This window comes from Flaviramulus basaltis, from assembly GCF_900114265.1.
Taxonomy (GTDB): domain Bacteria; phylum Bacteroidota; class Bacteroidia; order Flavobacteriales; family Flavobacteriaceae; genus Flaviramulus; species Flaviramulus basaltis.
The window spans coordinates 1385112-1408581 of sequence record NZ_FPKV01000001.1 but is presented as its reverse complement, the minus strand read 5'-3'; the positions used below and the strand labels follow the sequence as shown (position 1 = coordinate 1408581).

Sequence of the window (23470 nt, the reverse complement as noted above, 5' to 3'; positions counted from 1 at the left end):
ATTTAGCTTTTATTTGCCAATTGCCCACAAGCTGCATCAATATCTTTACCTCTGCTTCGGCGCACATTAACTACTATTCTATTTTTCTCTAAATTACTAATATAATTTTCTAAAGCTTCATTTGTAGCTTGTTGAAATTCGCCATCATCAATTGGATTGTATTCTATAATATTGACTTTACAAGGCACATATTTACAGAACTCAACAAAGGCATCAATATCTTTTTGTGAATCATTAATACCATTCCAAACCACATATTCATAACTTATTTTGCGTTTGGTTTTAGCATACCAATATTCTAAAGCTTCTTTTAAATCCGTTAAAGGAAAGGTTTCATTGAACGGCATTATAGATGTTCTTACTTCATCAATAGCTGAATGTAATGAAACTGCTAAATTAAATTTAACTTCATCATCTGCCATTTTTTTAATCATTTTAGGTACTCCAGAAGTTGAAACCGTAATACGCTTTGGTGACATACCTAAACCTTCATCTGAAGTAATTTTATCTATAGCTTTTATAACATTATTATAATTCATGAGTGGTTCTCCCATACCCATAAATACAATATTACTTAATGGTCTATTATAATATAATCTGCTTTCGTTGTCAATTGCAACTACTTGATCGTAAATTTCATCTGGATTTAAATTACGCATACGTTTTAAACGCGACGTTGCACAAAATTTACAATCCAAACTACAACCTACTTGACTTGAAACACAAGCTGTCGTTCTAGTTTTAGTTGGTATTAAAACCGATTCTACTATTAAGCCATCATGTAAACGCACTGCATTTTTAACCGTTCCATCACTACTACGCTGCATAGTATCAACCTTTATATGATTGATAACAAAGTTATCTTCGAGCATTTGGCGAGTTTCTTTTGAAACATTAGTCATATCATCAAAAGTGTGTGCCGATTTTTGCCAAAGCCACTCATAAACTTGATTTCCTCTAAAGGCTTTATCTCCTTCCTTTACAAAGAAATCTCTTAATTGCTCTTTGGTTAATGCGCGTATGTCTTTTTTACCTGTTGCCATAAGTGATGCAAAAATAGTGAAAGGGATTTTGATTAACGAATTATAATTGCAGCTATGATTTACTTTTGGAATTAGAGCAAAAAGATTTTAATATAATACTCCACTGAATTTAATTTGGGAATACAGTAAAAACTAAAAAGCCTTGAATAAACAAGGCTTTTTAAAATTTATATAATTAACATGGCATCGCCATAACTGTAAAACTTGTACTTTTCTTTTACGGCTTCCTCGTAAGCTCTTTTAATAAAATCATGCCCTGCAAATGCTGAAACCATCATTAATAGAGTCGATTTTGGTGTATGAAAATTAGTTATCATACAGTTTGCTATACTAAAATCGTATGGAGGAAAAATGAATTTATTTGTCCAGCCATCTATTTCGTTTAACTTGCCACTTGAAGACACAGCTGTTTCTATTGCTCTCATTGCAGTAGTTCCTACTGCACATACACGTTTTTTATTTTTGATACCTGTGTTTACAATATTTACTGCTTTTTCATCAATTTTAAGCTCTTCGCTATCCATTTTATGTTTGGATAAATCTTCTACCTCAACAGGGTTAAACGTACCTAAACCTACATGTAATGTAACTTCAGCAAAGTTTACTCCTTTAATTTCTAAGCGTTTTAGTAAATGTTTTGAAAAGTGAAGTCCTGCAGTTGGTGCAGCTACAGCTCCTTCATTTTTTGCGAAAATTGTTTGATAACGCTCTTCATCTTCTGCCTCAACTCCTCTTTTTATGTATTTAGGAAGTGGTGTTTCTCCTAATTGGGTTAATTTTAAACGAAACTCTCTGTAAGATCCATCATATAAAAAACGTAGTGTACGTCCTCTAGATGTTGTGTTATCAATAACCTCTGCTACTAATGTATCATCATCTCCAAAATATAGCTTGTTACCAATTCTTATTTTACGTGCAGGATCTACTAAAACATCCCAAAGACGTTGCTCTTCATTTAATTCTCTTAAAAGAAATACTTCAATTCTGGCACCTGTTTTTTCTTTATTACCGTATAATCTAGCAGGAAATACTTTAGTGTTGTTTAGAATTAAAACATCATCTTCATCAAAGTAATCGATAATGTCTTTAAACATTTTATGTTCGATGGTTTGTTTTTTTCTATCTAAAACCATTAAACGAGATTCATCTCTATTTTCTGCTGGATATTCTGCTAATAATTCATCTGGCAAATTGAAACCGAAGTGTGATAATTTCATATATTAAATTTTGCTTTTTTTTAACAAGATTGCAAATATACAATCTGAGAGTAGGGGTTGTCAAGTAAAAGCGTGATTATTATTTAGTTATTTTAAATCCAATAGATTTTAGGTCGTCCCAAAAGGTAGGATAAGATTTTGAAACCACTTCAGCATCTTCAATGAGAATTGATGTTTTAAGTGCTAATGGTGCAAATGCCATAGCCATTCTGTGATCGTTATATGTTTCAATTGAAACGAATTCTTTAATATTTTTTGATGGCTCCAACTTTAAAGATTCATTAGTAATTTCTACTTTACCACCTAATTTTTCAATCTCTTTTTTTAAAGCAACTAATCTATCTGTTTCTTTAATTTTAAGTGTATGAAGCCCTGTTAAATTGCAAGACATTCCTAAAGCAAAACAAGTTACGGCTATCGTTTGTGCAATATCTGGAGCGTTTTTTAAATTTAATATTAGAGGCTCAAGATCTATAGCTTCCTTTTTTAATGTTAAACTATTACCTTTAAAATTAGAAGTAACTCCAAAGTGTTTATAAATATTAACCAAAACTGAATCGCCTTGTAATGAGCTTTCTTTATAAGATGATATGGTTACTTCTGTCCCTACCTCACTTAAGGCTACAATACTAAAATAGTATGATGCCGACGACCAATCTGACTCAACAGTAAGTGTTTTTGGCTTTAAAGATTTAGTGTTCGGTTTTACAGTAATAACATTTTTAATAAATGATGATTCTACTCCAATTTCATCCAATAAACTTAGAGTCATATTTATATAAGGAATAGATGTTATTTCTCCCTCAAGTGTTAATTCTAAACCGTTTTCAAGTTTGGATGCGACTAACAATAATGCCGAAATATACTGGCTACTTACATTCGCTTTTAAGGATACTTTGTTTTTAGTTAGACTTTTTCCTTTAATTTTTATTGGAGGAAAACCTTCATTTTCTACATAACTAATTTCTGCTCCTAAATCCTGAAGTGCTTCCGCCAAAATTTTAATTGGTCGTTCTTTCATACGTTTAGAACCTGTAAGCACAACTTGCCGACCTTCTTGAATTGAAAAATAAGCCGTTAAAAATCGCATTGCTGTTCCTGCGTGATGAATATCAACTAAATTTGACTGAGAGCTTAAAGCGTTAGTCATTAAGTTACTATCATCTGAATTTGAAACGTTTTCTAATTTAAAATCCGGGTATAATGCTTGGAGTAACAACAAGCGATTAGATTCGCTTTTTGATCCCGTTATTTTTATTGAAGATTGCTTTGCAATTTTAGATTTTTGAAGTGTAATATGCATCTAACTTATAAATATGTGTATTTAAACAAGCTGCAAATTTACTTTAATTTTTCGTTATTATGATGCCTATCGTGGTCGCGTTTTGCTTTCTTATCCATTCTTTTATCAAATGCTTTTTGTAAATCTACACCTGTTTGGTTTGCTAAACATAATACAACAAACAATACATCGGCAAGTTCTTCTCCAAGGTCTTTATCTTTATCGCTTTCTTTTTCACTTTGTTCACCATACCTACGAGCTATAATACGAGCTACTTCACCAACTTCTTCTGTAAGTTGTGCCATATTAGTAAGCTCGTTAAAATAACGTACACCGTGGTCTTTTATCCAGTTATCTACTTCTTTTTGTGCGTCTTGAATATTCATTTATGATTTAGTTAAAACTATTTGTTCATTTTCTTTTTCAATTAACAATTTAAAATACTCTTTCAAGGCATCATAATATATTGGAGAAATTACTGATTGATTAATTTCAGTACTTATGTATAAATTAATAATTGATCCTTTTTGTGATATTTCATATTTAAATGTCCCTAAATTATCTGGTAATGCCATTGCAGTAGTTTCTGGCAATGATTCAACAGCATATCCTTCAGGCAAATTTATTATAACTCTATAAACACTTTCTGAAGGATAACCAAAATCTACTGGGAATTCTCTTTTTTCCAGTTTAAAAGGATTTTCTTTTGTAGCCATAAAGAATAATGGTGAAAAATAAATTTTATCCCCAATAATATCTGCCTGACTCTCTTTTACAAACTTATAGGTTTCCGCAACTGGTTTAGATAAATCTTTTGCATTAGTAACCATAAATTCCGAAATTTCTAAACCTCCATATTTATTTTCCAGCTTTTCTAAAAAGGCATCTTCATCGGTATCATTATACTGTCCTCTGTAAGATAATGCGTTATGGTTTGTTTTTATAATTCGGTAATTCCCTTCAACAGTTCCTTCTTCATCTAATTTGACCATTAGGGTTACTGTATTTTTTGAGTTCGTTTTCGGGTATAAATTTATTAAAGTTGAATTCCCGTCTTTTGTAATAATTCTACCATCCCAATTTAAAGCTCTATAAGGTAAAATATTGGGAGAGCCGTATTTACTTGTTGCATCTAGTAAAATAGTTCCTTCTGGCATTTCAACACAAGAAATAACGTAGTTATACCCTTCTCTTGTTGGAAATAATGGAATACCATTATTTCTTGTACTAATTAAAACTGGATTAGCGTTTAAACCTGCATAACGAAGCATAGAAGTTAGCATTAAATTAATTTCTGCAACATTCCCAACCTGATCTTTATAAGCTTTTCTTACACCATCTTCTGCGAATTTTCCATAATATTCATTCCATTTTACTTTTGATTTAACAAAATTAAAAATTAAAAATATTTTTTTTACTGGATCTGAAACTCCATTTACCAGAGCATCTATATCGTTTTCAAAATAACCGGTTTTATTTAATTCTTCTCCAAAATTTGGGCTTTTATAAATTGACTTAACCACATCTTCCCATGTCGTTGAATAATAATCTATTGGAGAATTTGGAAATTTAACATATGATATTTCATATTTTACTGACGATCTATAATTATCAATATTATTCACATAGGGTTCGTCTTTTAATGATGGTATATTTTCCAAATCATATGTAGTAATATCCTTTGTAAATTCTAAGTTAGATGAACTAAATTTTGTACTTACTGTTCTCCCGTCATACACTCTTTCTTTATCGTTAAAAATTATTTTATCTCTTTTGGGTATTGTTTTAGGTGTTACTTGTAAAAATCCTTTTGTATTTACTTTAAAATTGAAATACTCAGGAACTTCAAATTTTGCTGTCAATTTTTTAATTGGTATATCATGCTGAAATTGAAATTCTTCAACATTTGTATAAAATGGAGAAACCATTTTATATTGATATTCAATTACTGAACCTTCCTTTACATTTGGCATTGTAAATTTAGTTTCATCATAAAAACTAGACTTTTCTGTATCGAAAATACCATCCTTTTTTAACTTTACGTCTTCTATCTTATTATCAATTAAATTGTATGTGTAAGCTTTTAAACTATTTACCTTTTCTCTAATTGAATTATCCCTGTAAAGCATTATAGATTTAGTTGCATAATCAAATCCTTCTTTATTATAAATTTTAATCCTTTCATGGACATCTGTTATTAATTGAAAGCCTTGATTTTGAACATAATTATAATATGTTCTTCTGTATTTGTATAAATAGGTTGCACTTGCTGAAGAATCTAAAGGGTTAAATTTCTCTTGTAATTCTTCTTCTGAAATTTTTCCAAAATCATAATCTTGAGAAAACCCTGTAACACCTATACTGAATACTAGTAAAAAAATTGAAAATCTCATCTATGGTTGGCTTTTAATTAATGCTACTTTTGCATTATCTTGTTTTAATACTTCTTTATAAAAATCTCTAAAGTTGCTGTAATCTTCTTTCGGATAGTCACCATCCTTTATAATAAATTCCCTTTTATAAATTATTGTATTTTCATTTTTTACTATAATTTCTGTTTTAAAACTACCAAACTTATTTTCTAAAACTATATTTTTTGGTAATGACTCAATTTTATAACCTTCTGGTAATTTAATTTCAACTTCATCTTCATCAATAAAACCTCTTTTAATTTTTAAAGGATATTTTCTACTTCTATAACGATCTGGAATATTTGTATTTCTATTTAGGACATTAACGGTTAGTAACATTCTATTTGCTGCTTTTTTTGTGTAATTAGTTGCGTTAAAACTAATGTCTTCAATAAATTTAATGTTAGATTTATCATTTATAATATTAAAACTATCTATGATAATATTATTAACATATCTCCATCTTTTTTTATAATGCAAATCTAAATCACGTTCAATTTCGGTTTCTAACCAATACTTATCGTTATATTGAATACCTTCTGATGTTATATTTACATTTACTTGAATTGCTCCACCATCATCAATTATACATTCTCCTTTTACTAACTGTCTATTATCTTCGGTTTTATATTTTTTTGTATGTTGAATTTCACCCCCTTCTGGAGTTATTACTAATGCATCTCTATCATCTGTAAAATCACCAATAAACCCGAATGGTAATTTTTGGCTGGTACATTCTAGCCAAAGCGTTTCATCTCCATTAGGTATGGATAAAATGGCATGATTTCCTTGCATTATAGCAAAATCCTTTTCAAAATTTCTTTGTGACTTACCGGCATATATCACACTATAATTTGACTCAATATCTACCGCTTTTAAAAGTGACATTGTATAATTTGTTAGTGCCTTACAATCACCATAACTAACCGCATCAACATAAGAAGCATTAAAAGGTTTCCAGCCTCCAATACCTACTTGTACACTAATATATCTTACTTTATCTTGAACATATTGGTATATTTTTTTTGCTTTATCAATATTATTTGTTTCATCTTTAACTAAATCTCTTATCTTAATTATGGTACTTTCAGGTAAATCATAAGTCCCTTTAATCAAATCATGATACATCCATTTTCCAAAATCATTCCAATTCTCAACTTCTGCATAAACCCCCTCTAAAGTAAATTGCTTTGAAGCAAATAATACATTTGGTGTAATGTCTATTAAAGATGGACTATAATCTTCAGGTTTAAAGGCTTTTACATCTTTAACTTTATAAGCTACATGACCATTTATATCTTCTTTTTCTATTTCAATCTCCTCAAAGTTTTTTTCTTTTTTCCGAATTGAAATGTTTTCTGAATAGCTTATTGAATAGCTACTGTTTTCTATAGCTACAAAATAATCATCAATTGGTCTAAAAGACGGTAAAAATGCTGTGCTACTGTTAGTTGTTTCACTTATGAATTCTATAGTATATGGATAAGAAATTGATGTGTATTCCAAATATTTTACTCTAGAATCTGAATATAATGTACCTCCATTTACAGCACTAACATCTTTAAAATCTTTAGTCCTAATTTTTTTAATTTCTTCACCAAAAGCATCAAAAACTAAAACTTGCAATGTTTTTATACTTACATTATTATCATAATGTAAGTAAGCGTCAATATTCCTATCCCCTTGCTCATTTAAAATAGTTATAATTCTTTTTTCTTTCACATACAATTCGTTAGGAGATCTTAACGAAACGGTAATTTCGTTCAATCTAATAACTGCATTAGCATTTTCTTTTAAATTATCTGGAATTGTTAAACTTGAATATAAGTTTTCTTGAGAAAAAGTGAATAAAAATGAAAGTAGGAATAATAAATAAACGTAATTTTTATTAATCATAAATAATAGTTAAAAATTATTATATACTAATTTTTAGTAAAATTTAAGAACAATTAATTCGAGAGTAAAACCCTTAGCTATTATTAGGTTTAATTAAGATTCTTAAACCAAATATAAAAAAACATGGCAGAAATACATACTTTAATTCACTTAAAATAACTTGAACTCCCCAATTAGAAAAAAACTTATTAATACCTATTGGAGATACTTTTATACCTCTGAATGAAAAAAAGAAACGTTCATTGCAAAAAGGAATTAAAAACCCAACGCCCTTGCCACCTGATGTCATAGCGTCTAAAAGTCCGTGAGAAAAAGTAGATAAAAAAATAACTGAAAACCATATTAGCTTATGTTTTCTATCTAATAAAAACATTAAAAATAATGCCCATATAATCGCAAAAAAGATGGAATGCGTAAAACCTCTATGACCAAAAGGAGCCTCATATGGTATTCCAAAATGAAAAGCAATAACATCAAAATCTGGTAGAATAGTTGAAAAAATAGCAGCAAGTAATAACCATTTTGTGTTTTTTGAATCAATAACTTTTGTTAACGTAAACCCAACAATGCTATGACCAAAAATAGATGCCATTATTCTTTATTTTTTGAGTCTATTATAATCGTTACGGGACCATCATTAAGAAGCTCAACCTTCATATCTGCTCCAAATTGCCCTGTTTGAATTGGTTTACCTAAGTCTATTTCTAGTTGTTTCACAAAGGCTTCATAAAGTGGAATGGCAGCTTCTGGTTTTGCTGCTTTTATGTAACTTGGTCTGTTTCCTTTTTTTGTTAAAGCGTGCAATGTAAACTGACTTACTACAATTGCATCTCCATTAATATCTAAAAGAGATTTATTCATCACATCATTTTCATCACCAAAAATTCGAAGGTTTACTATTTTGTTTGAAAGCCAATTAATATCCTCTTGGGCATCATCATTTACAATACCTAAAAGAATTAAAACTCCGTTTGAAATTGAAGCCACTTTAACTCCTTCAATTGTAACACTTGCACTAGAAACTCTTTGAATAACTACTTTCATTCTTATTCTTTATCCCAAATATCGGTTCTGTAATGTTCATCTTCTCCTTCAACAATTTGCAAATAACTGCGGTAACGCGAAAATGCAATTTCATCATTATCCAAAGCTTCCTTTACAGCACAATTAGGTTCTTGAATGTGTAAACAATTATTAAACTTACAATCTTGTTTTAATTTAAAAATTTCGGGAAAATAATCGCCAATTTCTTCTTTTTCCATATCTACCACACCAAAGCCTTTAATTCCTGGTGTATCTATAATTTGCGCAGGAAAACTTAAATCAAACATTTCTGCAAAAGTTGTAGTATGCTGCCCTTGCATATGTTGCGTAGAAATTTCTTTTGTTTTAATATTTAAATTTGGCTCAATAGCATTTACTAGTGTCGATTTACCAACGCCTGAATGTCCTGAAAACATACTTACTTTATCAAGCATTAATGCCTTTACCTTATCTATATTTTTACCTGTTTTTGCTGATATGCCTATACACTCATAGCCGATTTTTCTATATATATGAGCTAAAAACTTTACTTCATTTAGGGTTTCTTCATCATAAGTATCTATTTTATTAAATAGTAATACTGTTTTTATGGAATAAGCTTCTGCTGTTACTAAAAATCGGTCTATAAAACTGGTTAATGTTGGCGGATTATTAATAGTAATTATTAAAAAAACCTGATCTAAATTAGCTGCAATAATATGTGTTTGCTTTGATAGATTTACCGACTTTCTAACGATATAATTTTTTCTATCATGTATGTTATGAATAACACCGGATTCTTGATCGTTATCAGTTTCAACCTCAAAATCCACAAAATCTCCAACAGCAATTGGGTTCGTGCTTTTAATACCTTTTAAACGGAATTTACCCTTTATACGGCATTCATAAGTATGCCCTAAATCGGTTTTAACTGTGTACCAGCTACCTGTAGATTTGTAAACGTGTCCTCTCATTACAACAAAGATGAAAATAATAAGTCTGTAATACAAACAAAAATGCCTCACAATTGTGAGGCATTTTTTAATATTTAAAAGGTCTTATTGGATTATCCGTTTATAACCTTCTCTTGATGATTAATAGATTCTTGATGAATCGCTTTAAACATTTTTAAGATAAACTCTTCACTTAATCCTTTTGCTTCTCCTTCGAGAACCATTTTACCTAAAATTTCGTTCCAACGTTTAGATTGTAAAACAGCAACATTCTTTTGCTTTTTAAGTGCTCCAATACCATCTGCCGACTTCATTCGTTTTCCTAATAACTCTATAATTTGATTATCTATTACATCAATTTGTGCTCTTAAATTATCAAGTGATTTATTATAATCTGCTTCAGAATCACTTTCTTTTCTAATTTTTAAATCCTTCATGATTTGAATTAAAGTAGAAGGCGTTACTTGTTGTGCAGCATCACTCCATGCATTTTCAGGATCATAATGAGTTTCAATCATTAACCCATCAAAATTCAAATCTAAAGCGGTTTGAGAAACATCAAAAATCATATCTCTTTTTCCTGTAATATGAGAAGGATCGTTAATTAAAGGAATATCTGGATATTTATTTTGAAACTCGATTGCTAATTGCCACTCTGGAGTATTACGGTATTTTGTTTTTTCATAAGTTGAAAAACCTCTATGAATCGCTCCAATATTTTTAACTCCTGCTTTATAAATTCTTTCTATACCACCTAGCCATAATGCTAAATCTGGATTAACTGGGTTTTTTATTAATACAGGCTTATCTGTACCTTGTAAAGCATCTGCAATTTCTTGCATTATAAATGGGCTAACTGTAGAGCGTGCACCAATCCATAATAAATCTACATCATGCTCTAAAGCTAATTTTACATGTGCTGCATTTGCTACTTCTGTACAAGTTTTCATCCCTGTTTCTGCTTTTACTTTTTGCAACCATTTTAGACCTAAAGCTCCAACACCTTCAAACATTCCTGGACGTGTTCTTGGTTTCCAAATTCCTGCTCTAAAATAGCTAACATCTGTATTTTTTAACTCGTGTGCTATTTTTAAAACTTGCTCTTCTGTTTCAGCACTACATGGTCCTGCAATTACTAACGGATGATTTAAATTTAAATCATCTAACCATGTTCTCATTTCTTTTTTGTTTTCCATAATTTTACTCTTAACTAATTCCTTTTAAAATATCCTTTATATGATTGGTGTTTTCCATTTCATTAAAAATAGCGTCAAAATCATCTTGTTTCATCAGCTCTTTAAAATGAGTGAGGTTTGTAATATACTCTTCTAATGTTTCAATAACATTCGCTTTATTTTGTTTGAAAATAGGTGTCCACATGGCTGGTGAACTTTTTGCTAATCGCACAGTTGAAGCAAATCCACTTCCTGCCATATCAAAAATATCGCGTTCATTTTTCTCCTTTTCAATAACTGTTTTTCCTAGCATAAATGAACTGATATGCGATAAATGCGACATGTAAGCAATGTGTTTATCATGCGCTTCAGGATTCATATATCTAATTCGCATTCCTATATCTGTAAATAGCTTTAATGCTTTTTCTTGAAGCTTAAACGTTGTTTTTTCAACTTCACATACTATATTAGTTTTACCTTCAAACAAACCACTTATTGCTGCACTCGGTCCAGAATATTCTGTTCCTGCAATAGGATGCATTGCTAAAAAATTTCTACGTTTAGGATGATTTTCAACTATTTTACAAATATCTACTTTAGTTGAACCTGCATCTACAACCAAACCAGAATCTGACACCTTATCTAAAATAGTTGGCAATAACTTTACAGTGGCATCTACAGGAATGGCTATAATAACTAAATCGGCATTTTCTATATCATCTAAAGTTGCCTTTTTATCTATTAGCTTAAGCGATAAAGCTTCATCTAATGTTGCTTCTTTTCTGCTGATACCATGAATAACCACTTCTGGATTATTCTTTTTAATATCAATAGCAAGACTACCACCAATTAAACCAACTCCTATGATGTATATATTTTTCATATTACTCTTGCTATTGCTTCTTCTAAATCCTCAGTTGATGCACACAAAGAAAACCTTATATAACCTTCTCCTTTACTTCCAAAAATGGTTCCTGGAGTAATGAATATATGACTCTCTTTTAATATTAAATCTATAAATTCTTCCGACTTAACATACGCCGGTAATTTTGCCCAAACAAAAAGCCCTGTTGCTTTTTTATCATATGTACAATTTAAAGCATCAGCCAATTGCCATACTAAATTTCGACGTTCTCTATACACATTATTTAGTGTAGCAAACCACATTTCAGAGCACTTTAACGCTTCAATGGCTCCTTTTTGAATGCCATAAAACATACCAGAATCCATGTTACTTTTTACCCTTAAAATATTATTTATATGAATGCTATCTCCAACAACCATACCTACACGCCAACCAGCCATATTAAAAGTTTTGCTTAACGAATTTAGCTCTAAACAAACATCCTTTGCGCCTTCAACACTCAATATGCTTTTTGGTGAATCGTTTAATATGAAGCTATATGGATTATCGTTTACAATTAAAATATTGTGACGCTTACCAAATGCTACTAACTCTTCAAATACATTTTTTGTTGGTTGAGCTCCAGTTGGCATATGCGGATAATTTACCCACATGAGTTTCACTTTACTTAAATCTAATTTTTCTAAAGCATCAAAATCTGGCATCCAGTTATTTGCTTCATCTAATTCGTATAAAACACCTTTTGCTCCTACTAATTTTGTAACCGATTGATAAGTTGGATATCCAGGATTTGGAATTAAAACTTCGTCTCCTTCATTTAGGTATGCCATTGAAATATGCATAATACCTTCCTTACTTCCCATCAAAGGTAAAACCTCTGTTGAAGAACTTAAATACACCGAAAAATGTTCTTTATAAAACCCAGAGATTGCATCTCTAAGTTCTGGAAGCCCTTGATAACTTTGATATTTATGCGCATTGGGGTTTTTAAAACTCTCCGAAATAGCATCCACAACTTTTTGAGGTGGTTGCATATCTGGACTACCAATTCCTAAATTAATGACTGGTTTACCGCTTGCAATAAGCAAGTTTACTTCTCTTAATTTTTTAGAGAAGTAGTATTCTTCAACGGTTTGTAGCCTGTTAGCTGCTTCAATCATAATTTAGCATTTTTATATTCTCCTAACACTTTAAAACCTTCTGCCATAATATCTATTATAGATTTTGCTTTTTTAAAATCTGCATACTTATCAAAAGTGATATCAACAAAAAAAGCATATTTCCAAGGGGTTTCAACTATAGGTAAAGACTGTATTTTAGTTAAATTCAATTTACAGTCACTCATCACATTTAAAATAGTTGCTAAACTGCCTCTTTTATGATCGGTTTCAAATTTCACCGAAGCTTTATTAATTTCAACTTCAGGCACTTCTGAATTTGTGCGTTTAACTATAGCAAAACGTGTTTCGTTATGCTTGATAGTTTGAATGCTATGTGCCAAAATATGCAATTCAAAAATTTCTGCTGCTTTAACACTTGCAATAGCTCCAACACCTTTTAGTTGCTTTTTTTGTATACGTTGCGCAACCTCGGCAGTGTCTTTATCTTCAATCAATTTAATGTTAGGATATTGCTTAAAAAACTCTTTACATTGCAGCAATGCCATTGGGTGTGAATACACTTCTTTTATGTCTGAAATACTTTGATTTGGCAGTACCATTAAATTATGTTGAATATCTAAATAATGCTCACCTACTATATGTAAACCGTATTTATCAATAAGCGCATAATTTGGTATAATTGAACCCGCAATAGAGTTTTCTAAAGCCATTATAGCGGCGTCACACTCTTCTGTAATTAAAGAATCGACAACCCTATCGAATGTCAAACATTCAATAACTTCCACTGGTTTTTCAAAAAATTGTTCAGATACAATATGATGAAAAGATCCTATAACTCCTTGTATGGCTACTGTTTTTATCAATTATTTAGTCTTATTTTAAAGTATTTATTCAATTGTTGAACAAAAAAAAGTCCCGATTTTCATCGAGACTCATATTTAAATTTATTGTTATAAATTATACATACAACGCCTCGTTTCTTTTGCTAAAAAAGAAATAAAACCAATTGTTAAAATATGTATAATGTACTGTCATTGTCATAATTAAGGCGCTAATGTAATTAATTATTTAAGAAAACAAAGCCGTATGAAATATTTTTTGCGTTTTTATTAAAAGTTTTAAAGATTTTACAGCAAAACTTATATTACATTAGATAATCATTATTTTTGAACAAATAATTTTAATTATGTCTATTGAAGTAAAAGGGATTTCAAAACTTTACGGAAATCAAAAGGCTTTAAACCAAATATCTTTTAAAGTTGAAAAACCAGAAATTGTTGGTTTTTTAGGCCCTAACGGTGCTGGAAAATCTACCATGATGAAAATTCTAACCACTTACTTAAATGCCAATGAAGGCAGTGCAAAAGTAAATGGATATGATGTTGACACAAATAAGCAACAAGTACAACAAAGTGTTGGTTATTTACCCGAACACAACCCTTTGTATTTAGATATGTATATTAAAGAATATTTAGCTTTTAATGCTCATATTTATAACATAAGCAAAAAACGCATTGATGAAGTTATTGAACTAACCGGTTTAACACCTGAATCTCATAAAAAAATAGGACAACTCTCCAAAGGCTATCGCCAACGTGTCGGTTTAGCTAATGCGTTATTACACGATCCTGATGTTTTAATTTTAGATGAACCAACTACTGGTTTAGATCCAAACCAATTAGTAGATATTAGAAATCTTATTAAAACCATTGGCAAAACTAAAACTGTATTTCTTTCAACACACATCATGCAAGAAGTTGAAGCTATTTGTGAACGAGTTATTATTATTAATAAAGGAGAAATTGTTGCTGATAAAAAACTAAAAGATCTTAGAGACGAAAAAGAACAAGTTGTGATTGTTGAATTTGATTATCGTGTTGAAGATGCTTTTCTATTAAAATTACCTAAAGTAAAAAGTGTCACAAATACATACGACTTTGTTTACGAAATCACTTTTAAAACTTCTGAAGACATGCGCTCTTATGTATTTGATTTTGCACATGATAACCAACTAAAGATTCTTCAACTCAATCAAAAAAACGCAAATTTAGAAAGCTTATTTAGAGAGTTAACTAGTGATTAATCTTCAAAAATAAGTCGTCCTTTATATTGTTCTTCAACTTCAATAATTGGAGGTTGACTAACAGAAATTACGTTACCTGTTCCAGATATTTTCCCTTTAATAGATTGTTGTGGATTCACAATCATATCATTAGAACTTCTATTCCAAATAGTAACATTTTGAGCAATTAAATCTCGTCCTTCAAAACGCGATGTTCCTGCATAAAAACTGACGTTTAGATTTTGTGTTTTTCCAGAGATAAAACAATTAGATATATTATTAAAACCTACTCGAAATGAATTGTTATCAATTTGTAATCTAAAATCTCCATTGGTAAACGAATCTGGTGTACTAAAATCTTCTGATAAAAGACTTAAATTAGGGTAAGTTAAAACACCATTTGAACTTACTGTATATTGTGTAGAACTTCTAATTTCAGTAATATTTGATGATGTTATATAAACCTTTGTAATGCCATAATCTCGAACATAATTACAAGTATTATCATCTGTTAAAGTTAGTTTAGCATCAACAACAATAGCACTAACATCATTAATTAAATTTTCACCTGTTTCAATTATTACACTTTGAACTGGACCTTCTTCAATAATTAATTCGATATCACGATTAACTAATATTTTATCAAAACTAGAAACCACAACTTCTTGCTGAATAATATTTCCTGTTTTTTGAAAACAATCACCAGCATTTTCACTATTACAAGCAATGAGGAAACTAAAAACAAATATGTAAACTAGTTTTTTCATAATCTTACACCTACTCCAAATTCAACACATTCAGCTTTTGCCCCATGTGTTTTTAATGTTAAAGCACCAAACCATTTATCATTCAAATAACGTTTTAAACCTATTCTAGAATAAGTTCTTCCTTCAAAATGAAAAGGATAATAAACATAATATCCTAGTTGGGTTTCCAAAGACGTTTTATTTATAAATAATTCGTGTCCTACAAAAACTCCAACGCGTTTATAATCTTCATCTCCTGATACGTTTTCTTCAGGTAATGAAACACTCTGATAATAAATTAGTTCTTTTAAAAATTTAGAAAAGAAAACATCTGTACCTAACTGCAATGCACTTTTTCTATTAATACGTTTATCTGCATAAGCCGAAACTATATAAAAAGGAAACTGACCGCTTCCAACTACATCACTTTCATTAATACCTGCTCTAAAAGCAATATTATATTTTATAGGTTGTGTAAACTTTTTATCAGTTTCATCTAAGGTGTCTTGAAATTCAAGTTTTTCTTCATCTAAATTATAAGTCAGCCCTAAATTAAAAGTTATTGAATTCACACTTGCATTAGGTGCTTTTACATTAGCATTAGAATAATGAAGTAGTGAAAAGCCTGCTTGTAATCCAAAATTATCAAAAATACGCTCCTTTTTATAATTAAGCATCAAGTAGGTACTGCTCAGTAATTTAGAACCAAAAGCAATGTTTTTATAGTTTTCTTCCTTATCATAAGGATTGGTTGTAAATGCTAATCCTTGACCAATACGTAACATTAAATTCCGCTTTAAAAAATAGAAATTGTAATGCGCATAAAGTGAATAATTATTTCCTAAAACGTCATTTTTTAAATTTTGATAGGCGAAAGAAACGCCATAATCAGGATAGTTAAACCGTTGTTCCCAGTTATTAAAACCATAAGTTTTTTTATTCCAACTTAAAATAAAACCTTCTGGATGTCCTTTTATTAAATGTAGAATATCATTATTGTGCAGTGCAATATTGCCTTTAAAATAATTAACATCAACATAAGAAGTATGCGCTTTATCTTGTGAGAAAGAATAACTACACATTACATAAAAAACACCTAATAGAAAATGACGCATTAATAGATTTGCTTATAAAAAAGCAAAAATAACAGAATAATTAGAACAACTGCGATGCAATAGCTTTTATATTATCGCTCTTACCCATAGAGTAATAATGCAATACGGGTACGCCAGCTTTTTTAAGTTCTTCTGATTGTTTAATTGCCCATTCAATACCTACTTCTCTAACTGCTTTATTGTCTTTACATTTTTCAACTTCATTTATTAAAGTTTCTGGTAAATCAATTTTAAAAACCTGTGGCAACAATTGTAAATGTCGTTTTACAGCAATAGGTTTTATACCTGGAATAATAGGAACGTTAATACCTGCTGCTTTAGCTTTATCTACAAACTCGAAGAATTTATTATTATCAAAAAACATTTGAGTTACGACATAATCTGCTCCAGCATCAACTTTTGCTTTTAAACGTTTCAAATCTGTATTTAACGAAGGGGCTTCCATGTGTTTTTCAGGGTAACCTGCTACACCAATACAGAATTCCGATTTATGTTCCGCCTCCATAACATCATGCAAATATTTACCTGTATTCAAATTCTGAATTTGAGACACTAAATCCACAGCATATTGGTGACCTCCTTCTGTACACTCAAAATATTTTTGATGACTCATAGCATCACCACGCAATGCCATAACATTATGAATACCAAGATAATGACAATCTACCAACAAATATTCAGTTTCTTCTTTTGTAAAACCTCCACACAAAACATGTGGTACTGTATCCACATTATATTTATGTTTAATAGCAGCACAAATACCAACCGTCCCAGGTCGCATACGAGTCACTTTTCTATCTAAAAGCCCATCGCCTTTATCAATATAAACATACTCTTCACGTGATGTCGTAACATCAATAAATGGCGGATTGAACTCCATTAAAGGATCAATATTATTATACAATTCCTGAATATTTCTTCCCTTTTGTGGCGGTATAATCTCAAAAGAAAACAAAGTTTTTCCGTTTGCCTTTTTAATATGGTCTGTTACTTTCATTTACTTAATTAATGCTTTTTTTAATACTTCAAATTCTCCCTTATACTCCCAATAAATCCATCTACCATCTAAATAATCAGTCAAAATATATTTTTCACTTACAGATTTTATTCTGGAAATAGCGACAAGTTTCTTCGAAAATGTTTCAACTGAAACATGCTCTACGATTTCCTTATTCTCACTATCGTACCCGTGAGAAATCATATGACTTCCTAAACTTAATTCAATAAATTCCATAAATACTATTTTGCATAATTTCTTTTAAATAATATTATTTTACGTGAAATAAGCGATTGTTAGTGCAGTAATGGTAAGCATTAAAAGTTGGATAAAGAATATTACCTCCGTTCTAAGTTTTTTCATCTTTTTTTTACTGCAAAATTCTTATTTCATTTAGATAGATTTGTTATTTAAAATAAAACAAATTGTTAATTTTATAATTCTAATTTTTACTCTTCAGCAATATTTGGATGCAACCATTTCCTTGCTTTATCCTTTGCTATATTTTTGCGCAACGCAAAATCTGTTACTTGGTCATCGGTAATTTTCCCCAAACCAAAATATTTTGCTTCAGGATTTGCAAAATAATAACCAGAAACTGCTGCTGCTGGCCACATGGCTAAGCTTTCGGTTAGTGTGACACCTATTAGTTTTTCGACCTCTAATAACTCCCAAATGGTTTCTTTTTCTAAATGGTCTGGACATGCTGGATAACCAGGTGCTGGACGAATGCCTTTGTAATTTTCTTTGATTAAATCTTCGTTTGTTAAATTTTCATTAGCACCATAACCCCAATGTTTAATTCTTATTTGTTTGTGTAAGTATTCTGCAAAAGCTTCAGCAAAACGATCTGCAAGCGCTTGCGCCATAATCGCGTTATAATCATCTTCTTTAGACCTATAACTTTCTGCTAATTCCTGTGCGCCAAATATAGCAACACAAAAGGCTCCAATATAATCTGTTTTACCAGTATCTTTAGGTGCAATAAAATCGGCTAATGCGATGTTAGGAATACCGTCTCGTTTCTTTAATTGCTGACGCAACGTTCTAAAAACAGCAACTTCATTTCCTTTTTTCTGAACTGAAATATCATCTTCATTAATAGCATTTGCTTCAAATAATCCAAAAACGCCTTTTGGTTTTAATGATTGTTTAGCTATAATTTCACTTAACATTTCTTGAGCATCTGCAAACAATTGCGTGGCCTGTTCTCCAACAACCTCATCGGTTAAAATATTAGGATATTTACCATGTAAATCCCAGCTTCTAAAAAATGGACTCCAATCTATAAAAGGCACTAATTCCTTTAAGCTTAATTGTTTTAAAATCTGAACACCTATTTCTTTAGGTTTTATCGTTTCAGAAGTTTTCCAATCTATTTTAAACTTACGTTTTCTTGCTTCGTTTAATGAAATATATGATTTCTCCTTACCTCGTTTTAAAAACTTGGCGCGGAATTCATCATAATCTTTTTTCATTGCTGCTACATAATTGTTGGATGTTTTCTTATTTAACAAATCTCCAACAACCGTAACTGCTCTAGATGCATCGTTAACATGCACAACGGCATTTGTATATTGTGTATCTATTTTTACTGCAGTGTGTGCTTTTGATGTTGTTGCGCCTCCAATCAATAAAGGAATTTCAAAATTCTCACGTTGCATTTCTTTTGCTAAATACACCATTTCGTCAAGTGATGGTGTTATTAAACCAGATAAACCAATGATATCAACTTTTTCCTTTATAGCCATTGCTATAATTTTTTCTGGCGGAACCATAACGCCTAAATCGACTATTTCGTAATTATTACAAGCTAAAACGACACTCACAATATTTTTACCAATATCATGCACATCTCCTTTAACTGTTGCCATTAGCACTTTCCCTACAGGCTCTTGCTTATCACCTTTTTCGGCTTCAATAAACGGATTTAAATAGGCTACAGCTTTTTTCATTACCCTTGCCGATTTTACAACCTGAGGCAAAAACATTTTCCCTGCTCCAAATAAATCTCCAACCACATTCATGCCTATCATTAAATTCCCTTCAATAACATCTATTGGTTTTTCTGCTTCTTGTCTTGCCGTTTCAACATCTTCAATAATAAAAGCATCAATTCCTTTTACTAAAGCATGGGTAATACGATCTTGAATAGGGTTTTCTCGCCAAGATAAATCGACTCCTTTTTCAACTTTAGAACCTTTAACGGTTTCAGCAAAATCAAGTAATCTTTCGGTTGCATCATCTCGTCTATCTAAAATAACATCTTCAACATGTTCTAATAAATCTTTAGGAATATCATCATAAACCTCTAAAAGGGCAGGATTAACAATACCAATATTCATACCTGCTTGAATGGCATGATATAAAAATACCGAGTGCATGGCTTCACGAACACCATCGTTTCCTCTAAATGAAAACGACACGTTACTAACTCCTCCGCTTACACTTACATTTGGTAAATTTTGACGAACCCAACGTGTTGCTTCAATAAAATCGATAGCATTTTTTTTATGCTCATCCATTCCTGTTGCTACAGGAAATATATTTAAATCGAAAATGATATCTTCTGAAGGAAAACCAACTTTATCAACTAATATTCTATAAGATTTTGTTGCTATTTCAATTCTACGCTCATAATTATCGGCTTGCCCAACTTCATCAAAAGCCATAACAATTACTGCAGCTCCGTAACGTTTTATTTGTTTAGCTTTCCATATAAATTTCTCTTCACCTTCTTTTAGAGAAATAGAATTTACCACACATTTTCCTTGAACAACTTGTAAACCTGCTTCAATAATTTCCCATTTTGAGCTATCAATCATTATAGGAACACGAGAAATATCTGGTTCGGCAGCTATGAGGTTTAAAAAACGCACCATAGACTCTTTACCATCAATAAGACCATCGTCAAAATTAATGTCAATAATTTGCGCACCTCCATCTACTTGATGACGTGCTATATCTAGAGCCTCATCAAATCTCTCCTCTTTAATAAGCCTTAAAAATTTTCTTGATCCGGCTACGTTTGTTCGTTCTCCAACGTTTATAAAATTGCTGTTTTCGTTTAAAACCAAAGGCTCTAAACCAGACAATTTCATATATTTTGTTTGTTTTATTTTCATTATCTATAATGCTCTACTGTAGGGAAAGGCTCGTAAAAATGATGTAATAACGCTTTCCATTTTTGGTACTCTTCCGATTGTCTAAACCCTATTTCATGATCTTCAATCGTTTCCCAGTTCACTAATAATATATATTTATCGTTTTGTTCGATACATTTTTTCAACTCATGAGACATATAGCCTTTCATTGAAGAAATAATAATCTCTGCTTTTTTGAAATTATTTTCAAAACCTACTGAAAGTCCTTTCTTGATATTTAAAATAGCTACTTCTAATACCATGTTATCCTTTTTTAATGTGATGCTGAAACAAATTCAGCATGACGACGTGGTTTGTATTTTGCTGCTATTTTTGCAATAACTTTAATATGATCTGGTGTTGTACCACAACAACCTCCAATAATATTTATTAAATCTCTTTTTAAATATTCTTCAATTTGCTCGCCCATTTCCTCTGGAGACTCATCATATTCTCCAAAAGCATTTGGTAAACCTGCATTAGGATGTGCTGAAATAGCTAAGTCCGTTTTATTAGCTATAGCTTCTAAATGTGGTTGTAATAAATTAGCACCTAAAGCACAATTAAAACCAATAGACAGTAATGGAATATGCGATACCGAAATTAAAAAAGCTTCAGCTGTTTGACCTGATAAAGTTCTACCAGAAGCATCTGTAATGGTTCCACTTAACATTATTGGCACATCTATATTTCTTTCTTCTTTTACTTCTTCAATAGCAAATAGTGCTGCTTTGGCATTTAAAGTATCGAATACCGTTTCTACTAACAATAAATCTGCACCACCATCTAACAAAGCTTCAACTTGTTGTTTGTATGCAACTCGTAACTCATCAAAAGTGACTGCTCTATAACCAGGATCGTTTACATCTGGGGACATACTTGCTGTACGGTTTGTTGGGCCAATAGAACCTGCTACAAAACGAGGTTTATGAGGTTCTTTAGCGGTAAACTCATCTGCAACTTCTTTAGCTATTTTAGCCGATTGGTAATTTAACTCATATACCAAATCTTCCATTTGATAATCTGCCATAGCAATTGTTGTTCCTGAAAACGTATTAGTTTCAACAATATCTGCTCCTGCTTCAAAATATTTTCCGTGAATGGTTTTAATAGCTTCTGGCTGAGTAATAGACAGTAAATCGTTATTCCCTTGCAATGGCGTTGGGTAATCTTTGAAGCGTTCACCTCTAAAATCTTCTTCAGTGAATTTATAACGTTGAAGCATTGTACCCATCGCACCGTCGAGCACTAAAATACGTTCTTGTAAAGCTTGTTTTATGTTTGACATATTACTTATGTTATATCTATATGTCATCAAGAAAAGTAAGGAAAACACTTTTCGTTATCTTTCCAATAATTTTAAATTATTAGTAGAATTTAGCACCTTCTTTAAAGTTAAAGGGTTGCCAAGGCTTCAGCGGGTCTATTCCCTCTACCTTTCTTGATAACATTAATACTATTATGAACTAGTGAACAAAAATAACACAAATAAGTATATTTTTTATACTATAATTCTAAATTTCTCGATTTTTCTCTTCCATAGCCTTTAATAAAAATAGAGTCTTTTGAAATAGTTGCAACAGAATATGCTGTACTATCTGCATAATCGACCATTCCTTTAAAAGTTAAAAAATGAACACCATTTCTAGTAAAGTAACCTCCGGCATGATTGTGTCCGTTAAAATAGAATTTTACTGTATTATATTGGTCTATTAATTTAAAAAACTGATTATAATTCCACAAACTATGCATGGTATCGTTTGCTGCTACTGGAAAATGACAATAAAATCCAACTTTTTCTTTTTTAATTAAAGAAGAATCTAGTTCTGATTGAACCCATTTTAATTGCTCTAAACTTAAACCACCATTCCAAGTTTGTATATTTTTATAACCTTCGCTTTTAAGTAATTTATATATAGAATCTGTTTCTTGTTTCTTTTTATTTGAAGTGGTTCCAAAAAAACTAAGGTCGTTACCATCTAACACAATAAATCGCCAATTATTTTTTTTAATACTATAATACCTATTGTCCATTCCCATTTTTTTAGGAACGCTTTCTTTTAATGAATCTTCCACACTAAAATCATGATTTCCTAAAACTTGATAATGCTGCGATTTTAAAGTATTCCAAATAGGCAAAACAGAATCAAAACTATTAAAATCTTGATCTATAAAATCACCCAAATGAATGGTATAATCTAAATTATTACTATTAAATTCTTGAATAGCTTTTTTGAATTTAGAGGTGGAATTTTTATAGTATCTCTTAAAATCTTTATTTGGCTCACAATAACAGTATTGACAATCGGAAACGATACCAATTTGGAAATTGGATTGAGTTTTAATTTCGTCTTTTTTCTTACAAGCTAGAACAGTTATGGCTAAAAAAAATATTAATGCTTTTTTTATCATGATTTCCTG

General features: G+C 30.7%; 22 protein-coding genes and 1 riboswitch. Of the genes, 1 reads left to right on the top strand and 21 read right to left on the bottom strand.

Annotated elements, in window-relative coordinates; all coding sequences use genetic code 11:
• Nucleotides 1-2 precede the first annotated feature (2 nt).
• From rlmN to BT151_RS06305, 13 genes are all read right to left on the bottom strand, one after another.
• Entirely contained in the window at nucleotides 3-1043 is a 1041-nt protein-coding gene (gene rlmN / locus BT151_RS06365) for a dual-specificity RNA methyltransferase RlmN (protein WP_072400894.1), read from the bottom strand.
• A gap of 167 nt (nucleotides 1044-1210) precedes the next feature.
• Nucleotides 1211-2260, bottom strand: a complete 1050-nt coding sequence (gene queA, locus BT151_RS06360) for a tRNA preQ1(34) S-adenosylmethionine ribosyltransferase-isomerase QueA (RefSeq protein WP_072400893.1) — start codon at nucleotides 2258-2260, stop codon at nucleotides 1211-1213.
• A gap of 79 nt (nucleotides 2261-2339) precedes the next feature.
• Nucleotides 2340-3563 carry a 3-phosphoshikimate 1-carboxyvinyltransferase gene (locus BT151_RS06355; protein WP_072400892.1) on the bottom strand — a complete coding sequence of 408 codons (1224 nt, stop codon included), beginning with the start codon at nucleotides 3561-3563 and terminating at the stop codon, nucleotides 2340-2342.
• A 38-nt stretch (nucleotides 3564-3601) separates the two neighbouring features.
• The gene (locus BT151_RS06350; RefSeq protein WP_072400891.1) at nucleotides 3602-3928 is read right to left on the bottom strand and encodes a nucleotide pyrophosphohydrolase; all 327 of its coding nucleotides are present in this window, start codon (nucleotides 3926-3928) and stop codon (nucleotides 3602-3604) included.
• Nucleotides 3929-5935, bottom strand: coding sequence for a DUF3857 domain-containing protein (locus tag BT151_RS06345; RefSeq protein WP_072400890.1), 2007 nt, complete (start codon nucleotides 5933-5935; stop codon nucleotides 3929-3931).
• Nucleotides 5936-7849: a DUF3857 domain-containing protein gene (locus BT151_RS06340; RefSeq protein ID WP_072400889.1), complete on the bottom strand. Its 1914-nt coding sequence runs from the start codon at nucleotides 7847-7849 to the stop codon at nucleotides 5936-5938.
• A 73-nt stretch (nucleotides 7850-7922) separates the two neighbouring features.
• The gene (locus BT151_RS06335) at nucleotides 7923-8441 is read right to left on the bottom strand and encodes a metal-dependent hydrolase (protein WP_072400888.1); all 519 of its coding nucleotides are present in this window, start codon (nucleotides 8439-8441) and stop codon (nucleotides 7923-7925) included.
• Entirely contained in the window at nucleotides 8441-8893 is a 453-nt protein-coding gene (dtd, locus tag BT151_RS06330) for a D-aminoacyl-tRNA deacylase (RefSeq protein ID WP_072400887.1), read from the bottom strand. The genes BT151_RS06335 and dtd overlap by 1 nt, the downstream gene beginning before the upstream one ends.
• 2 nt (nucleotides 8894-8895) lie before the next feature.
• Nucleotides 8896-9846 (bottom strand): ribosome small subunit-dependent GTPase A, encoded by a 951-nt coding sequence (rsgA, locus tag BT151_RS06325; RefSeq protein WP_072400886.1) that lies wholly within the window; start codon nucleotides 9844-9846, stop codon nucleotides 8896-8898.
• 92 nt (nucleotides 9847-9938) lie between these two features.
• Entirely contained in the window at nucleotides 9939-11021 is a 1083-nt protein-coding gene (locus tag BT151_RS06320) for a bifunctional 3-deoxy-7-phosphoheptulonate synthase/chorismate mutase type II (protein WP_072400885.1), read from the bottom strand.
• Between the two features lie 10 nt (nucleotides 11022-11031).
• Nucleotides 11032-11883 carry a prephenate dehydrogenase gene (locus BT151_RS06315; protein ID WP_072400884.1) on the bottom strand — a complete coding sequence of 284 codons (852 nt, stop codon included), beginning with the start codon at nucleotides 11881-11883 and terminating at the stop codon, nucleotides 11032-11034.
• The gene (locus tag BT151_RS06310) at nucleotides 11880-13025 is read right to left on the bottom strand and encodes a pyridoxal phosphate-dependent aminotransferase (RefSeq protein WP_072400883.1); all 1146 of its coding nucleotides are present in this window, start codon (nucleotides 13023-13025) and stop codon (nucleotides 11880-11882) included. The genes BT151_RS06315 and BT151_RS06310 overlap by 4 nt, the downstream gene beginning before the upstream one ends.
• Complete coding sequence (locus tag BT151_RS06305; protein ID WP_072400882.1) at nucleotides 13022-13849, bottom strand: prephenate dehydratase; 828 nt, start codon at nucleotides 13847-13849, stop codon at nucleotides 13022-13024. Before BT151_RS06305 ends, BT151_RS06310 begins: the two co-directional genes overlap by 4 nt.
• Before the next feature lie 323 nt (nucleotides 13850-14172).
• Here BT151_RS06305 and gldA point away from each other — a divergent pair, with 323 nt between their 5' ends.
• On the top strand, nucleotides 14173-15069 hold the full coding sequence (gene gldA / locus BT151_RS06300; protein ID WP_072400881.1) for a gliding motility-associated ABC transporter ATP-binding subunit GldA: 897 nt from the start codon (nucleotides 14173-14175) through the stop codon (nucleotides 15067-15069).
• On the opposite strand, the gene BT151_RS06295 is transcribed toward gldA, so the two are convergent.
• The 8 genes from BT151_RS06295 to BT151_RS06260 all read right to left on the bottom strand — a co-directional run bounded on the left by BT151_RS06295 (nucleotide 15066) and on the right by BT151_RS06260 (nucleotide 23461).
• Nucleotides 15066-15815 carry a head GIN domain-containing protein gene (locus BT151_RS06295; RefSeq protein WP_072400880.1) on the bottom strand — a complete coding sequence of 250 codons (750 nt, stop codon included), beginning with the start codon at nucleotides 15813-15815 and terminating at the stop codon, nucleotides 15066-15068. The genes gldA and BT151_RS06295 overlap by 4 nt on opposite strands.
• Nucleotides 15812-16909 carry an acyloxyacyl hydrolase gene (locus BT151_RS06290; protein ID WP_072400879.1) on the bottom strand — a complete coding sequence of 366 codons (1098 nt, stop codon included), beginning with the start codon at nucleotides 16907-16909 and terminating at the stop codon, nucleotides 15812-15814. Before BT151_RS06290 ends, BT151_RS06295 begins: the two co-directional genes overlap by 4 nt.
• 40 nt (nucleotides 16910-16949) lie before the next feature.
• Nucleotides 16950-17906 (bottom strand): methylenetetrahydrofolate reductase [NAD(P)H], encoded by a 957-nt coding sequence (gene metF / locus BT151_RS06285; protein WP_072400878.1) that lies wholly within the window; start codon nucleotides 17904-17906, stop codon nucleotides 16950-16952.
• On the bottom strand, nucleotides 17907-18143 hold the full coding sequence (locus BT151_RS06280; protein WP_072400877.1) for a hypothetical protein: 237 nt from the start codon (nucleotides 18141-18143) through the stop codon (nucleotides 17907-17909).
• Between the two features lie 212 nt (nucleotides 18144-18355).
• Nucleotides 18356-21031: a methionine synthase gene (gene metH, locus BT151_RS06275; RefSeq protein WP_072400876.1), complete on the bottom strand. Its 2676-nt coding sequence runs from the start codon at nucleotides 21029-21031 to the stop codon at nucleotides 18356-18358.
• Nucleotides 21031-21312, bottom strand: coding sequence for an antibiotic biosynthesis monooxygenase family protein (locus BT151_RS06270; protein WP_072400875.1), 282 nt, complete (start codon nucleotides 21310-21312; stop codon nucleotides 21031-21033). Before BT151_RS06270 ends, metH begins: the two co-directional genes overlap by 1 nt.
• A gap of 11 nt (nucleotides 21313-21323) precedes the next feature.
• Nucleotides 21324-22337, bottom strand: coding sequence for a homocysteine S-methyltransferase family protein (locus BT151_RS06265; RefSeq protein ID WP_072400874.1), 1014 nt, complete (start codon nucleotides 22335-22337; stop codon nucleotides 21324-21326).
• A gap of 51 nt (nucleotides 22338-22388) precedes the next feature.
• Nucleotides 22389-22500, bottom strand: a riboswitch (SAM riboswitch).
• 55 nt (nucleotides 22501-22555) lie between these two features.
• Nucleotides 22556-23461 (bottom strand): metallophosphoesterase, encoded by a 906-nt coding sequence (locus BT151_RS06260; RefSeq protein WP_072400873.1) that lies wholly within the window; start codon nucleotides 23459-23461, stop codon nucleotides 22556-22558.
• Nucleotides 23462-23470 lie beyond the last annotated feature (9 nt).